This window comes from Sphingomonas sp. STIS6.2, assembly GCF_000732685.2.
GTDB lineage: Bacteria > Pseudomonadota > Alphaproteobacteria > Sphingomonadales > Sphingomonadaceae > Sphingomonas > Sphingomonas aerolata.
In genome coordinates this window covers 431,554-446,042 of sequence record NZ_JPDP02000159.1, presented here as the reverse complement: position 1 = coordinate 446,042, position 14,489 = coordinate 431,554, and the positions used below count along the sequence as shown (strand labels likewise).

Below are 14,489 nucleotides of genomic sequence, written 5' to 3'. Positions count from 1 at the left end.
GCCGACGCTATGAGTGCGCCTTCCGTGTGAACGTTCACTTTCCCTTTTCGCGATTCGTGTCAAGGATTTGGGCTGCTGGTTGTGAACGTTCACTAAATATGCTGTGAACAGTGACAATGGTGCCACAGCCCGGCCGGACGCGTGTCGCAGTCCGCAGGGGGGGGGCGGAAAACCGGAAGGGAATGAGGATGTCGACGGGGTATCGGGCGCTGATGCTGGGCGTGTCGCTGATGGGGATCGCCGCCATGGTCGAGGCGCGCGAGACGTCTGCGAAGGTGGCTCCGCCCAAGGCGCCAGCGACGGCGACGCAGGACGCCGGACCCGATGCGCGACGGCGGGCCGAGGCGATCGTCGCGCGGATGACGATCGACGAGAAGATCAAGCTGGCACACGGCCTGTTCCCGCCGATGGCGGCGGGCAAGACGACGGACACGCTGATCCCGTCGGCGGGTCATATCGACGGCATCGCGCGGCTGGGCGTGCCGCTGGTCCGCGAGAGCGATGCGTCGCTCGGCGTCGCCAATCAGGTCGAACAGCGCAAGGGTGACGTGGCGACCGCGCTGCCGTCGGGGCTTGCCACGGCGGCGAGCTTCGACCCCGAAATCGCGCGCGCAGGCGGTGCGATGATCGGTGCGGAGGCGCGGGCCAAGCGGTTCAACGTGCTGCTGGCAGGGGGCGTCAACCTGACGCGCGATCCGTGGAACGGGCGCAACTTCGAATATCTCGGCGAGGATCCGCTGCTGGCGGGCTCGATGGCCGGCGCGCATATCGCCGGGGTCCAGTCGAACCACATCGTCTCGACGGTCAAGCACCTCGCGCTCAATGCGCAGGAGACCGGTCGCATGGTCGTCGACGCGCGGATCGGCGAGGCCGATCTGCGGATGAGCGACCTGCTCGCGTTCCAGATCGCGATCGAGCGCGGGAAGCCGGGCTCGGTCATGTGCGCGTACAACAAGGTCAATGGCGACTGGGCGTGCGAGAACAAGCATCTGATGACCGACGTGCTCAAGCGCGACTGGGGCTATCGCGGCTGGGTGATGAGCGACTGGGGGGCGGTGCACTCGACCGCGAAGGCGGCCAATGCGGGGCTCGACCAGCAGTCGGGACAGGAGCTCGACAAGGCGATCTACTTCGGTGCGCCGCTCAAGGCCGCGGTGGCCGACGGCAGCGTATCGCAGGCAAGGCTCGACGACATGATCGTCCGCTATCTGACCGGCCTGATCGAAACCGGCGCCTATGACACGCCGATGCCCGCCGCAGAGGCGCCGATCCCCTATGCCCGCCATGCCACCGTGGCGCAGGAGGCGGCGGAATCGGGGATCGTGCTGCTCAAGAACGACCGCGACATGCTGCCGATCGCGCGTACCCCCAAACGCATCGTGCTGATCGGCGGGCGAGCGGACGTCGGCGTGCTGTCGGGCGGGGGATCGAGCCAGGTCCGCTCGGTCGGTGGCGCGCCGATCGAGATCCCGCTGACATCGGGCGCGGCGATGTCGTTCGCGCGCTATACCTATCATGCCTCGTCGCCGCTCAGGGCGATCACCGCGGCGTTGCCGGGTGCGGTGGTGACCTTTGTCGACGGCAAGGACACAGATGCGGCGGCGCGCGCCGCCCGTAACGCGGACATGGCGATCGTCTTTGCGACGCAGTGGACGACCGAGGCGCAGGACGTGCCGACGCTGTCGCTGCCCGACAATCAGGACGCGCTGATCGCGGCGGTGGCGAAGGCGCAGCCGCGGACGGTGGCGGTGCTCGAAACCGGCGGACCGGTGCTGATGCCCTGGATCGATGCGGTGCCGGCGGTGCTGCAGGCCTGGTATCCGGGACAGCGTGGCGGCGAGGCGATCGCGAACATCCTGACCGGCCGGGTGTCGCCGTCGGGCCGGCTGCCGATCACCTTCCCCGCCGCCGCGACCCAGGCGCCACGCCCGGCACCGGTCGGCCTCGACCGGCTGACGTCGGTCGAGGCGCAGGCGGCCGCCAATCCGGCGAACGCCGCCGCGATCCAGCTCGAAAGCTTTCCGGTCGACTATGTCGAGGGCGCGGACGTCGGCTATCGCTGGTACGAGAAGCAGCGCCAGCGGCCGCTGTTCGCCTTCGGTCACGGGCTGAGCTTCACCAGCTTCGCCTATCGCAACCCGGTGGTGACCGGCGGCCGGCGGCTCAGCGTGACGTTCGACGTCGTCAATACCGGGCGCCGTGCGGGTGCTGACGTCCCGCAGATCTATGTTGCGCAGGCGGCGGCGGACGGGGCGGGGACGGCCGGGGCGGGGACGGCGACGCCGATGCGGCTTGCGGGGTTCACGCGGCTGACGCTCAAACCGGGCGAGTCGCGGCGTGTGACGCTGACCGCGGAGCCGCGGGTCGTCGCGCAGTACGACACCGCGCTGCCGGGGTGGCGGATTGCCGGGGGCCGCTACCGCGTCGCGCTGGCGCATGATGCCGCAGATCGGTCGCAGCTGCTGACGACGACGCTCGAGCCGATGACGATGAAACCCTGACCGGGGCGTAGACCAGCCGCGGCGGCGGCGGCGGCGGCGGCGGCGGAGGGGGCGGCGGCGGCGGCGGGGTGGTTCGGGAGTTGCCCGACGGCGGCGAGCGGGTCACAAGGGCGCCATCGTGCCGCGTTCCGTTTTCTCTCCCCCGCATAGTCGGTTACCGTCGCCCACGCCGCGACCGGCAGCTTTCCTCCTTGTCTGCGCACTTGCCTATGCGGGGGCGGTCGTCGGCTATCTGCCGCTGCTGACGCTGCTGCTGCCGATCAAGGTCGATCAGGTGGCGGGCGACGGTCGGCTCGATCTGCTGACGGTGACGGTGATCGCGGGAGCGATCGCGGCGAGCGTGGCGAATATCGGCTTTGGCTGGCTGGGCGACCGGTTGGTGAGCCGGGGCGCAGGCCGCCGCGGGATCATGGCGGGGGGCGTCGTCGCGACGATGGCGTCCTATGCGGGGCTCGCCGCCGCGACCACCCCTGCGTTGCTGGTCGCGGGGATCATCCTGTTCCAGGTCGCGCTGAACGCGGTGATCGCGCCGCTGATGGCGATCATCGCCGAAGAGGTGCCCGATGGCCGCAAGGGGGTCGCGGGCGGCCTGCTGGCGATGGCCAATCCGGTCGCGGCGACGCTGTCCGCCGCGCTGGTCGGGGCGAGCCGGTTCTGCGAGCCGGCGCGGTTCGCGGTGATCGCGGCCACCGTCGCTGCGTGCACACTCCCGCTCGTTATCGTGCGCGGGACGCGGCAGGGGGGGGCGCCGCCGCCGGTGTTGCGGTCGATGCTGCGGCGCGATCTGCTGCTCGCCTGGACCGCGCGGCTGCTCGTGCAGATCGCGGGCAGCGCGCTGTTCGTCTATCTTCTCTATTATTTCGAAACCGTCGCGCCGTCGGTACCGGAGTCGGTGCTCGCCGCAAGGATGGGGACGGTGATGATCGTCGCCTATAGCGTGCCGCTGCCGATCGCGGTGCTCGTCGGCCGGCTTGCCGACCGGACCGGGCGGACCAAGCCGTTCCTGTTCGCGGCGGCGCTGGTCGCGGCGGCGGGGCTGATCGCGATGATGGCGGCGCGCGACTTCACCAGCGGTGCGGCGGCGTTCTGCGTCTATACCGGTGGAACGTCCGTCTTCCTGGCGCTGCACGCGGGCTTTGCGATGCAGCTGTTGCCGAGCGCGCGGCACCGGGGACGGGACCTCGGGCTGCTCAACCTCGCCAACACCCTGCCCGGGCTGCTCGGGCCGGTGATCACCTGGGCGCTGGCGACGCCGCGCGATTTCGATGCGGTGTTGATCGTGCTCGCGGTGCTGACGTTGGGCGGGGGGATGATCCTGCTCGCCGCGCGGGGGCGGCGCTGAGGCTGATGGCGATCAGCGGCGCGACCGGTTCGGGGCAGGGCGCCAGTAGCGGACATAGTCGACCGCCATGCGCTGCGGGAAGGCGGTGTCGTCGATCCCCTTCTGCCCGCCCCAGTCGCCGCCGACCGCAAGGTTGAGGATCAGGTCGTAGGGCCGGGTGAACGGCCAGGCCGCCTTGCCGCCGGGCTGGTCATTGGCGACGCGCATGACCGCGCGGCCGTCGACGCCGATCGTGATGACATCGGCGCGCCAGTCGAGCTGATAGCGATGATAGCGGGTGCAGGCAGTCGGCACGCGCTTCTGCGCGCCGCGCTGCGTGCCCTTGGTGTGGTTGAACGCGCCGCTGTGTACCGTCGCATGGACGACGTTCGGGTCCCATCCGACCAGCTCGACGATGTCGATCTCGCCCTCGTCGGGCCAGCGTCCGCCGCTTGGCAGCAGCCAGACCGCGGGCCAGCTGCCGCGACCGCAGGGCAGCATCGCGCGGACTTCGTAGAAGCCATAGCCGCGTGGCACCCGCGAGACGAGCTTCGCCGAGCTGTAGCTCTGGCCGCCCCAGTCGGCGAAGCGTGCCTTGGACAGCGTCTCGCGACGCGCCTCGATGATCAGCGAGCCCTTTTCGATCCGTGCATTCCGGGGCCGGTCCTTGGCATAATATTGACGCTCGTGATTGGCCCAGCCCTCGGCATTGCGCGAGGTGTCGAACCGCCATTTGCGGCGATCGATCGTTCGCCCGTTGAATTCGTCGGCAAAGGCGGGCGTCGTCTTGGGTGTCGGCATCGGTGCGTCGAGCCCGTAATTGGTCGCACCGAGCGTCGCGGCCTGCGCGGCCAGCAGCAGCAGGATCATCGTGTCACCGCCGTCGGGGACTGCGCGGCCGAGCCACTTGGGACGGGGTCAGGATACATGCGCGACGCTCTCCATTACGCCCCGGATCGTCGCCGCGACGTGCGGACGCGAACCGGTGGCGTGACGGGTCTAGGGCAGCCCCGCGGCAAGCTCAACCGGGCGGTTTCCCCGCGCGCAGGGCGTTTCGCAGCGCGAGGCCGTGCACACTAGAACTGGCCGCCGATATTAAAGGTGATCAGCTTGCTGTCGTCGCCATCCGCCTTGAGCAGCGCCTTGGCGAGATCGATCCGCAGCGGGCCGAATGGCGAGGCCCAGTTGACGCCGATGCCGATCGACAGCCGCGGGCTGGCGCTATTGCCCGTATAGGTCTCGCGATAGGCGCCGAGCGAATAGCTGTAGGGCGTGCCGGTGTTGGTCGTGGTGCTTGCACCGGCGGAATCGAGGTAGAGCAGGTTGCCGGCGCTGTCGGTGTATTGACGCGTCGCGGCGACGCACGCGATCGAGGTCGCGTTCGCGGCGGCGCAACTGTCGGTCAGCGCCGGCGTCCTGCCGCCGAACACCGCGCCGACGTCCATGTAGATGGAGGGGCGCAGGCCGAGTTCGCGCGCGCCCGAGCCCAGCGGGAGCTCGACCTCGAGGCGGGCCTGGTAATAGGCGGTGCCGCCCAGCGCGGTCTGCGTATTCGAACTGCTGTCGGTCGAGATCGTCGCGGGGATCGTGCTGGTGTCGTAATAGGTCCGCGTCACGCGCGGCCCAACGCCGCGGATATCGAAGCCGCGCATCTGCGGGTCGCCCAGATAGAAGCGGTCGGTCAGTCGCACCTGCTGCCCGAGCCCCCTGATATAGCCGCCCTCGGCATGCGCGGTGAGGATGAAGCGCGAGCCGAGATCGACATATTTCGAATAGTTGGCGGTGCTGCGGAGATACCGCGTGTCGCCGCCGAGGCCGGCGAAATCCTGGCTGACGCTGAATTTGCTGCCCTTGGACGGGCGGGTGCGGCTGTTCGTGCTGTCGAACACCAGCGAATAGCCGATCGACGAGGTCCAGCGATTGCCGACCGCGTCGCACAGATACTGGCCGGCGACCGCGGGATCGCACACGCCGTTGGTGTAATAGGTGTCCGCGTCGAGCGTGACCTGATCATAGGACAGGCCGTAGCGTGCGGTGGCCGACCAATATTCGGTCAGCGGCACCGCCGCGCGGATCTGGAACCCGGTCGAGATCTGTTCATAGGTCGTGCTGTCGGTGTCGCCGGTGGTGCTGTACGAGCTGTAATCCCGCCGGAATATGTCGCCGCCCAGCGCGATGTTGGTGTCGAACAGATAGGGTTCGGTGAAGCCGAGATTGACCGATTTCGAATAGCTCGAATAGCTGACCCCGGCCCGTAGCTCCTGTCCCATGCCGCGGAAGTTGCGCTGGGTGATCGTGGCGGACGCGATGAAATTCTCCAGACTGGAATAGCCGGCCGAGAGCTGAAGCTCGCCGCTCGATTTCTCCTCGAGGTTGGTCTCGAGGATGACGCGATCGGGCGCGGAGCCGGGCTTCTGCTTGATCTCCGTCTTGTCCTGAAAATAGCCGAGCGAATTGATCCGGTCCTCCGAGCGTTTGACCTGGAAGCTGTTGAACGCGTCGCCCTCCGCCAGGCGGATCTCGCGCCGCACGACCTTGTCCTTGGTTTGTGTGTTGCCGTTGATCTCGACGCGTTCGACATAGGTTCGCTTGGCTTCGGCGATGTTGAGGTTGATCCCCATCGTCAGCGTGTCGGCGTCCTTCTGGAACTCCGGATTGACCTCGGTGAAGGCGTAGCCGAACAGGCCTGCGGTCTGGCTTAGGCTGTCGACCGCGTCCTCCACCTGCTTGGCGTTGTACCAGGCGCCTTTCTTGAGCGGCAGCGTCGCGGCGAGCTTGCTGCTGTCGAAGTCGCGGATCTGGCTGTCGACGGTGACGTTACCGAATGTGTAACGTTTGCCCTCCTCCACCACATAGGTGATGATGAAGTCCTTCTTGTCGGGGGTGAGTTCGGCGACCGCGGACGTGACGCGGAAATCGGCATAGCCCTGCGTCAGGTAGAATTGCCGCAGCTTCTGCTGGTCGTAGCTCAGGCGATCCTGGTCGTAGCTGGTTGCGGACGACAGCATGCGGCTGAGCCGTGCCTGTTTGGTCGCCATCTGCCCGCGCAGCTGCGCGTCCGAAAACACACTGTTGCCGAGGATGTTGATCTGGCGGACCTTCGATTTCGGGCCCTCGCTGACCTCGAAGACGATGTCGACGCGGTTCTGGTCGAGGCTGACCATCTTGGGATCGACCATCGCGGCGAAGCGGCCCTGCCGGCGATAAAGCTCGACGATCCGCGCGACATCCTGCCGCACCGCGCTGCGCGTGAAGATCTGCCGCGGTGCGAGCCTGATCTCCTTGGTGATCTTGTCGCTCTTGAGCGCCTTGTTGCCCTCGACGACGATGCGGTTGATGATCGGGTTTTCGCGGATGCGGACCACGATATTGCCGTCCTCGACCCCGGCAATCGAATAATCGGCGAACAGGTCGCTGGCCTGGAGGTCCTTGAGCGCCTGATCGAGCGTCTCCGCCGTATAGGGAATGCCGGCGCGCAATTTGGTATAGCTCAGCACGGTCTCGGGCTCGATCCGCTGCGCGCCTTCGACGCGCAAGGTTCGGATCGTCCGGACGGCGGGATCGGCTGGTGGCGTCGGGGCGGGGGGCTTCGCATGCTGGACGGGCGCTGCGACCGCCGTGCCGCCGATCGTGCCGGCCAAGGCCAGGGCCATCGTACTGGCGCCAAATTCGAACATCATGTGGAGGTCTCCGGGTGAGACCGGGCGCCTGGGCGGGCGATGTTTCCGGCGGATGGCGCGCGCCGGCCGGACTGCAACACTGGGTCACCAACGAGCGCGACCGCGCGGTCGCCGGGCTCGGCTGACACATGGAGCAAGTGGCGGGAAATGTTCGGGACATGGTCGCTGGCTAGAGCGCCGTGCGGGCCAATCGGCTCGCCCGTTCATCCTGCGAGGACCATCGCCATGCGTGTCGCCATCAAATCCGTCCCGTCATCCGCGCCGATCAGCGCGCCGACGCTGCCGCCGCTCGTCGACAATCCGTTTGCGCCCGAAGTCTTCGCCACGGGGCTCGCCGGGCTCGCCAATCTGTCGGGCGTGATCGTGCTGACGCTGGAGAGCGCGCGGTGCGATCACACGCGCGACGCGCCATCGGTCGAGCGGGTCGTCGTCGGGCGGGTCGCGCTGACCAGCGGCGCCGCGCAGGATCTGGTCGCGGCGCTGAACCAGTTCCTCGAGCAGCAGGGGCTGAGCCCGAGCAAGGCGATGGCCGCCGGGTCGACGTTCCAATGAGCCGCGCGACCGTGCCGCCCCCAGCCGGTATCCGCGGGTCGTCGGCCACCGGCTTTACCGTGGCGATCGAAGCGCTGCGGTTTGGCGTTCGAGTACAGAGCCGAGCTGTGGATCAGCCCGTGCGAAGCGTGACCGTCGTGTTCCGCCAACCGGCGGCATGATGCGTGGCTGATGTCCGCGCTGCGACCAAAGACACGATACAGTCTTGCTTGCGACACGGTTTGTCACAAACCGTGGCTGCGTAACAACAGGTGGAACGCATGACGGTTCGATGACGACTTAGCCGTTGTCGACCCCGTCAAATCCCTGCAGCTTTGCCGGACGGACCATATCCGTCATCGCAAAAAATGCCGCGCAACCCAAAGTGTTGCGGCTCAGGGAGTATCACCATGCGTCTGGACTTTCGCAAACGCCTTCTGGCGTCCACGCTTCTGCTTGGCTTGAGCGCACCGGCCGTCGCGCAGGCCGTCGACCCGGCAACGCAGGCGGTGCCGGACGACGCCGCGCCGGCCGATGGCGAGACGATCGTCGTCACCGGATCGCGGCTGGGCGGGCTCCAGTTGCAGCAGGCGTCACCGATCGCAGTGGTCAGCGCACAGGACTTCGCACTGTCGGGCCAGCCCAATGTCGAGAATGTCCTGAAGGACCTGCCGCAGCTGGTGCCGAGCACGACGGGTGCGTCGAACAATCCCGGGGGCGGGGTGGCGACCGCGGATCTGCGCGGGCTGGGTTCGACGCGAACGCTCGTACTCGTCGATAACCGTCGCTACGTCGCCTATGACTCGAACCAGGTCGTCGATCTGAACACTATCCCCGCCGGGCTGATCGAACGCGTCGACATCGTCAGCGGTGGCCGGTCCGCGGTCTATGGCTCCGACGCGATCTCGGGCGTGATCAACTTCGTCATGAAGAAGGATTTCAGCGGCGCGGAGGTGAACGCGAACTACCGCATCAACGAAGCGGGCGATGGCGGCACGTTCAACGGCAACCTGCTGCTCGGGGGCAATTTCGAGGACGGGCGCGGCAATGCGACGGTCTATTTCGATTATACCAAGCGCAACGGCATCCTCCAGTCGGCGCGCGACTATTCGCGACAGGCGCAGGTCGATGATGGCGAGGGTGGCCTGATCGCAGGCGGTTCGGGCTCGATCGAGGGCACGCGGTTCGCAATCGGCGGGGTGAACCGCAAGTTCGAACCCGATGGGAGCTTTTCCGCCTATAGCGCTGCGACCGACGCCTATAATTATGCGCCGTCCAACTATCTGCAGGTCCCGCAGGAGCGGTTCCTGATGAGCGCGCAGACGCATTACGACGTCAGCGATGCGCTGACCGTCTATGCCGAGGGCCAGTTCATCAACAACCGCGTGAAGAACCAGCTCGCGCCGACGCCGTTCACCGGGTCGGTGTCGCTCGACGCCGATTCCTCGTTCCTCTCCGCAGGCTCGCGCGCGCTGCTCCAGGGGCTCGATACGGATGGCGACGGCTTTGTCACCTCGACCATCTACCGGCGGCTGAGCGAGGTCGGCAATCGCGTGTCGAGCCTCGACAACACCGCCTATCGCACGGTGCTGGGCGCGAAGGGAGACGTCGGCGGCGGCTGGAACTACGACGCCTATTACAGCTATTCGCGGACCAAATCGATCGAGAGCCAGACCGGGAACGTCTCACGCAGCCGCGTGCTCCAGGCACTGCGGACGACCTATGACACCGGCGGCAATCTGGTGTGTTCGGATACGAGCAATGGCTGCGTCCCGCTGAACATCTTCGGGGCGGGCAACATCAGCGACGCGGCCGCCGCGTTCATCACCATTCCGGTGCAGAATTCGAGCACGATCAGCGAGCAGGTCGCCAGCGCGTCGATCTCGAACCGCGAGCTGTTTGATCTGGGTGCGGGCCCGGTGGGGATCGTGTTCGGGACCGAATATCGCCGCGAACAGGGCAGCTACAATCCCGATTTCTCGCTGTCGTCGGGCGACGTGGTCGGCTTCAACGCGGGCGAAGGCCTGGGCGGCGGGTATAACGTCAAGGAAGTCTATACCGAGGTCGCGGTGCCGCTGCTCGCGGATCTGCCCTTCGTGAAGAAGCTCGAGGTCAACGGCGCCTATCGCTATTCCTATTATTCGACCGCGGCGAAATCGGTGAACACCTATTCGGGTGGCGCGGTCTGGTCGCTGATCGACGACATCGCACTGCGCGGCCAATATTCGAGGGCAGTGCGCGCGCCGACCGTATCGGACCTGTTCAGCGGCGCGTCGCAGGACTTTCCCGCCGCGACCGATCCGTGCACGACCGCGGTGGCGCTGACGAACACCAATCTGAATGCGAGCTGCCTGTCGAACGGCGTCGCGGCGTCAATAATCGGCACCGCCTATGACGGCGGCAGCACGCAGATCCAGACGGTGAACGGCGGCAACCCCGCGCTGCGCGAGGAGACGTCCGACACCTATACCGCGGGCATCGTGCTCCAGCCGCGCTTCCTGCCCGGCTTCTCGTTCACCGCGGATTACTACAAGATCAAGATCGCGAACTATATCTCGACGGTCGGCACCACGAACCTGATCCGCGCCTGTTTCGGCGACGCGGACAATGGCTACACGCCCTATGACGCGAGCTATTGCGGGTCGTTGCCGCGCGACGCGAACAGCTTTGCGATCACCGATGCGGCCAACACGCTGGCCAATACGGGGGGCGTGACGACGCGCGGGGTCGATTTCGAGGCGCGCTACGGCCTGCCGCTCGGCTTCGGCGCGTTCGGCAGCGACACCAGCCGGCTCGACCTGCGCTTCAGCGGCACGCGGCTGATCGCGTTCGACTATAACCCGCTGGCGGCGATCCCCGACCTGACGATCGACTGTGCAGGCAAGTTCGGTCAGACCTGCGGCAATCCCTATGCGAAATGGCGGCTGTCGACGCGCGCGACCTATTCGACCGGGCCGATGACGGTATCGGTGCTGTATCGCCATCTGTCGGCGGTGAAGGACGACGACAGCGCGACGACCTATGCGGTCGAGCGGATCAAGGCCTATGACTATTTCGACCTAACCGCGGCGTTCCGGATCAAGGACGGCTTCACCTGGTCGGTGGGGGTGAACAACCTGTTCGACAAGCAGCCGCCGATTTTGGGCGACAACCAACAACAGGCGAACACCTATCCGTCGACCTACGACCCCTATGGCCGTGCCTTCTTCGTCAGCACGAACGTCAAGTTCTAGGAGAAACGAGCGGTAAGACTGCGAAAAGCCCCGCCATCCGTCGTGATGGCGGGGCTTTTTCGCGTCTGTCGTCCGGGGGGCAGCTCGCGGAAATATTCGGGACAAACGGTGTTGCGATATCCGGTCCGACGGAATGAACCGGGGAGCCAGCCATGCCGATGCCATCACCGCGCACCACCGATTGCAGCGTCGGGCGTCATCTGCCCCGGTCGCGGCACCGCGATGTAGCCGGCGCGTCGATCCAGCGCGCCGCCTGCCGTGGATGCGGGGCGACGATCACCAAATCCGCGCTGAGCCGGCGCTGGATCATATCCGGGATGCTCGGCTGACACCGGGGGAAGGACGATGACGATGATTTTGAAGAAACCGCGGTCGTCACGCTGGCTGGTGGCGATGCTGCTGCTCGGCGCGACTTGCACTGCCAGTGCGGAGCGCCCGCGCGGGCCGGAGCGTGGGCCCGCAAATGTCGATGCGATGCGGGCCCGCGAGGCTGACGATATCGCGTTGCTCCTGCATCTGCGGCCCGATCAGCGTGGTGCGCTCGTTACGTTCCTGTCTGAGCGGGGGCCGCCTCCGCCGCCGCGCGACGGCGGGGAGGGACCGAACATGCGCCCGGGCCCGTCGATGCCGGGTGGCGAGGATTTCGCCCGCCATCTCGAACGGTTCGAAGCGCAGGCGACCGCGCACGCAGCGCATGACCGGTCGCGCTTGATCGCAGCACGCAGCTTCTACGACAGTCTCGATACGCCGCAGCGCGCGGGGTTCGAGGCGCTGATGCGGCTTCGCCATGCGCCCCCGGGTCCGGGTGGGCCGGGCGGTCCGTTGGGGGCCGGGCCGCCACCCGGCTGATGCGGCCTGTCAGCGCGCGGGCGTCAGCGTTGGAGTCCCGAGTTGGTCGTCGCCGTTGCGCCAGGTGTCGCCGCCCGCGCGCGGCACTTCGCGACGGCGGATCGCGCCGTCGCCATTGCGGTCGAGCGCGGCGAACCGGTCGGCGGCGGCCTTGGCGAACTCTGCCCGGTCGACGCCGCGGTTGAAATCCAGATCCGCCGACGTCACCGGTTCGGGCAGGTCGAACAGACCGAAGCGGCCCGCGCCGATCCGCAAGGTCGCATCGGCGGTGCTGGTCCGGCGGCTGGCGGCGCTGCCACGCTTGCCGGGCCCGGTGTCGGGACGTCCCCCCGATCCGCCACGCCCTCCACCGCGGACGCGGATTTCGGGGACGAGGATGTTTTCGTACCAGGCGATATCCTCAGGATCGATCTCGCCATCGCGGCCGCGGTCGAAATGCGCGAAGACCCGGGTCGCATCCGCCTGAAACTCGGCGCGCGTGATCCGGCCATCGCCGTCGCGGTCGGCACCCTGGAACCATAATGTCTGCGCGGCGCCGGCCTTTTGGGTCGACCGGAACGGCTCACCCATCGGGCTGATGAACAGCTGGCCGCGGCCTTGCTGCGGGCGAGACCGGGGGGATCGCGCCGGCTCGGGACTCGATTGCGCAACCGCTGCGACATTCGGGGCAGGGGTCAGCGCGGCCAGCATCCCGCCGGCGATCACCGTCCATGCGCGCATCGACATCGGTCTTCTCCTGTTTCTGCGCCGGATCATGCCGGCAGAATGACGCGCACGATCAGACCGCCTTCGGGGCGATTTTCGAGCGTCGCGGCGCCGCCATGCGCATGCGCCACCGCGCGGACGCTGGCGAGCCCGAGGCCGGTGCCACCCGTGTCGCGGTTGCGCGATCGCTCCGCCCGGAAGAACGGCTCGAAGGCATGCGACGCATCGGCGGCGGAGAGGCCCGGACCGCGATCGCCGACCTCGATCACCACCGTGTCGCGGTCGCGGTAGAGTTGGACCTCGGCATGCCCGGCATATTTGACGGCATTGTCGACCAGATTGACCAGCAACGCCTTGAGCGCGGGGGCATCGCCGTCGATCGCGAGCGACGGACCGGGCGACAGCACCACCTGCTCGCCGCGGTCGGCATAATCGTCGGTGATGCTTTCCGCCAGCGAGCGCAGGTCGAGCCGCTGGCGGCGGACATGCCGGGTCATGTCGCGAACGAACGCCATCGCCGCGCCGATCCGCTGGCTCATCTCCTGGATATCCTCCTCGCTCGCCTCGCGGATCTCGTCCGGCGCCTTTTCGAGCCGGAGCGCGAGACGCATCAGCGGCGTGCGCAGGTCATGCGCGACCGCGGCGATCAGCGTCGTGCGATCCTCGACATAGCGATTGAGCCGTTCCTGCATGACGTTGAAGGCGGTCGCGGCCTCCATGATCTCGGGCGGTCCGGTCAGCGGGATCGGATCGGCGCGGGGGTCGCGACCGAGCCGGTCGGCGGCGGCGGCGAACAGCGCGACGGGCCGGGCGATGCGCCGCGCCAGCACCAGCGCGACCGGTGCCGCGACCGCCATCGCGACGAGGAACCACAGGATCAGCCGCGCCTGCCACAAGCCGAACGCCGGACGCGCCGGGCGGATCGTCCGCCACTGGCCGTCGGGGGCATGAACCCAGACGACGAACGCGCCGAACAGCGTGTTGTCGACGACCGACTGTGGCGGCATCTTGGGCATGCCCATCGGCATGGGCGGCCGAAACGCGCCCGCCATCAAGGGCGGACCATAGCGCCGCGCCTCGACGATCACCGCGCGTGCCGGCACGCCAAGATCGGCGGCGATCACCCGGCCGAGATGGCGGTCGCGCGCATCGCCCTGCTCGGTCGGCGGGGCGGTCGCGACCGCGATCGTCAGCAGCCCGCTCGGGTCGCGTCCGGCGCGCACGACCGAGGCGATCCGGCTGGTCGAATAGACCACCGGCGTCGGCGGCGGGACCAGAAGGACGGCGGCAAAATTGAGCAGCTGGACGAGCAGGACGGTGAACAGGATGAACGCGAATATCCGCAGGAACAGCGGCCAGCGTCGTGGATGCCCGACCCTGCTGACGGGTGTCGCGCCGGCCGTGCGTGGCGGCGTTGTCACAGCCGGATCACGCGGGGAACGAAGAAATAGCCCTCGTTGCGGATCGTCCGGATGATCTCGTCCCCACGCGAACGCACCTTGCGCCGCAGCCGGCTGACCTGGACGTCGATTGCCCGGTCGAACGCGTCGGTATCCGGGCCCCGCGCCGCCTCCAGCAACGCGTCGCGCGCGAGCACGCGGCGCGGACGCTCGACAAAGGCGCGCAGCACCGCGAATTCGCCATCGGTCAGGTCGACGAGCATGCCGTC

The 14,489-nt window shown here is 67.6% G+C and carries 11 protein-coding genes and 1 pseudogene; 7 read left to right on the top strand and 5 right to left on the bottom strand.

Features of this window, described 5'->3' with window-relative positions; all coding sequences use genetic code 11:
• Positions 1 to 188 precede the first annotated feature (188 nt).
• The 3 genes and pseudogenes from sphst_RS16860 (at position 189) to sphst_RS21585 (ending at position 3,843) form a co-directional block, all read left to right on the top strand.
• The gene (locus sphst_RS16860; protein ID WP_442800407.1) at positions 189 to 2,501 is read left to right on the top strand and encodes a beta-glucosidase; all 2,313 of its coding nucleotides are present in this window, start codon (positions 189 to 191) and stop codon (positions 2,499 to 2,501) included.
• Positions 2,502 to 2,589: 88 nt separating this feature from the next.
• Positions 2,590 to 3,117, top strand: a pseudogene (locus sphst_RS21590) (MFS transporter); the annotation flags it as partial.
• Positions 3,100 to 3,843 carry an MFS transporter gene (locus sphst_RS21585; protein ID WP_325049508.1) on the top strand — a complete coding sequence of 248 codons (744 nt, stop codon included), beginning with the start codon at positions 3,100 to 3,102 and terminating at the stop codon, positions 3,841 to 3,843. The pseudogene sphst_RS21590 and the gene sphst_RS21585, both read left to right, overlap by 18 nt.
• Positions 3,844 to 3,855: 12 nt before the next feature.
• Here sphst_RS21585 and sphst_RS16850 read toward each other — a convergent pair whose 3' ends face one another.
• Together sphst_RS16850 and bamA are read right to left on the bottom strand one after the other, a co-directional pair.
• Positions 3,856 to 4,692: a glycoside hydrolase family 16 protein gene (locus sphst_RS16850; RefSeq protein WP_031394512.1), complete on the bottom strand. Its 837-nt coding sequence runs from the start codon at positions 4,690 to 4,692 to the stop codon at positions 3,856 to 3,858.
• 206 nt (positions 4,693 to 4,898) lie between these two features.
• The gene (gene bamA, locus sphst_RS16845; protein WP_199849010.1) at positions 4,899 to 7,502 is read right to left on the bottom strand and encodes an outer membrane protein assembly factor BamA; all 2,604 of its coding nucleotides are present in this window, start codon (positions 7,500 to 7,502) and stop codon (positions 4,899 to 4,901) included.
• A gap of 225 nt (positions 7,503 to 7,727) precedes the next feature.
• Here bamA and sphst_RS16840 point away from each other — a divergent pair, with 225 nt between their 5' ends.
• The 4 genes from sphst_RS16840 to sphst_RS16830 all read left to right on the top strand — a co-directional run bounded on the left by sphst_RS16840 (position 7,728) and on the right by sphst_RS16830 (position 12,115).
• Positions 7,728 to 8,054 carry a hypothetical protein gene (locus sphst_RS16840; protein WP_031394510.1) on the top strand — a complete coding sequence of 109 codons (327 nt, stop codon included), beginning with the start codon at positions 7,728 to 7,730 and terminating at the stop codon, positions 8,052 to 8,054.
• Between the two features lie 389 nt (positions 8,055 to 8,443).
• A complete protein-coding gene (locus sphst_RS16835) occupies positions 8,444 to 11,266 on the top strand; it encodes a TonB-dependent receptor (protein WP_031394509.1) in 2,823 nt (940 codons plus the stop codon).
• Between the two features lie 152 nt (positions 11,267 to 11,418).
• The gene (locus tag sphst_RS20760) at positions 11,419 to 11,595 is read left to right on the top strand and encodes a hypothetical protein (RefSeq protein ID WP_156363361.1); all 177 of its coding nucleotides are present in this window, start codon (positions 11,419 to 11,421) and stop codon (positions 11,593 to 11,595) included.
• Positions 11,596 to 11,617: 22 nt separating this feature from the next.
• Complete coding sequence (locus sphst_RS16830; RefSeq protein WP_159043691.1) at positions 11,618 to 12,115, top strand: Spy/CpxP family protein refolding chaperone; 498 nt, start codon at positions 11,618 to 11,620, stop codon at positions 12,113 to 12,115.
• A 9-nt stretch (positions 12,116 to 12,124) separates the two neighbouring features.
• On the opposite strand, the gene sphst_RS16825 is transcribed toward sphst_RS16830, so the two are convergent.
• The 3 genes from sphst_RS16825 to sphst_RS20965 form a co-directional block, all read right to left on the bottom strand.
• Positions 12,125 to 12,841 carry a hypothetical protein gene (locus sphst_RS16825; protein ID WP_159043690.1) on the bottom strand — a complete coding sequence of 239 codons (717 nt, stop codon included), beginning with the start codon at positions 12,839 to 12,841 and terminating at the stop codon, positions 12,125 to 12,127.
• A gap of 26 nt (positions 12,842 to 12,867) precedes the next feature.
• Positions 12,868 to 14,241 carry an ATP-binding protein gene (locus tag sphst_RS16820; RefSeq protein ID WP_107045857.1) on the bottom strand — a complete coding sequence of 458 codons (1,374 nt, stop codon included), beginning with the start codon at positions 14,239 to 14,241 and terminating at the stop codon, positions 12,868 to 12,870.
• Positions 14,238 to 14,489 (bottom strand): winged helix-turn-helix domain-containing protein (locus tag sphst_RS20965; RefSeq protein WP_199849009.1); only part of this gene is annotated, 252 nt, incomplete at its 5' end. The genes sphst_RS20965 and sphst_RS16820, both read right to left, overlap by 4 nt.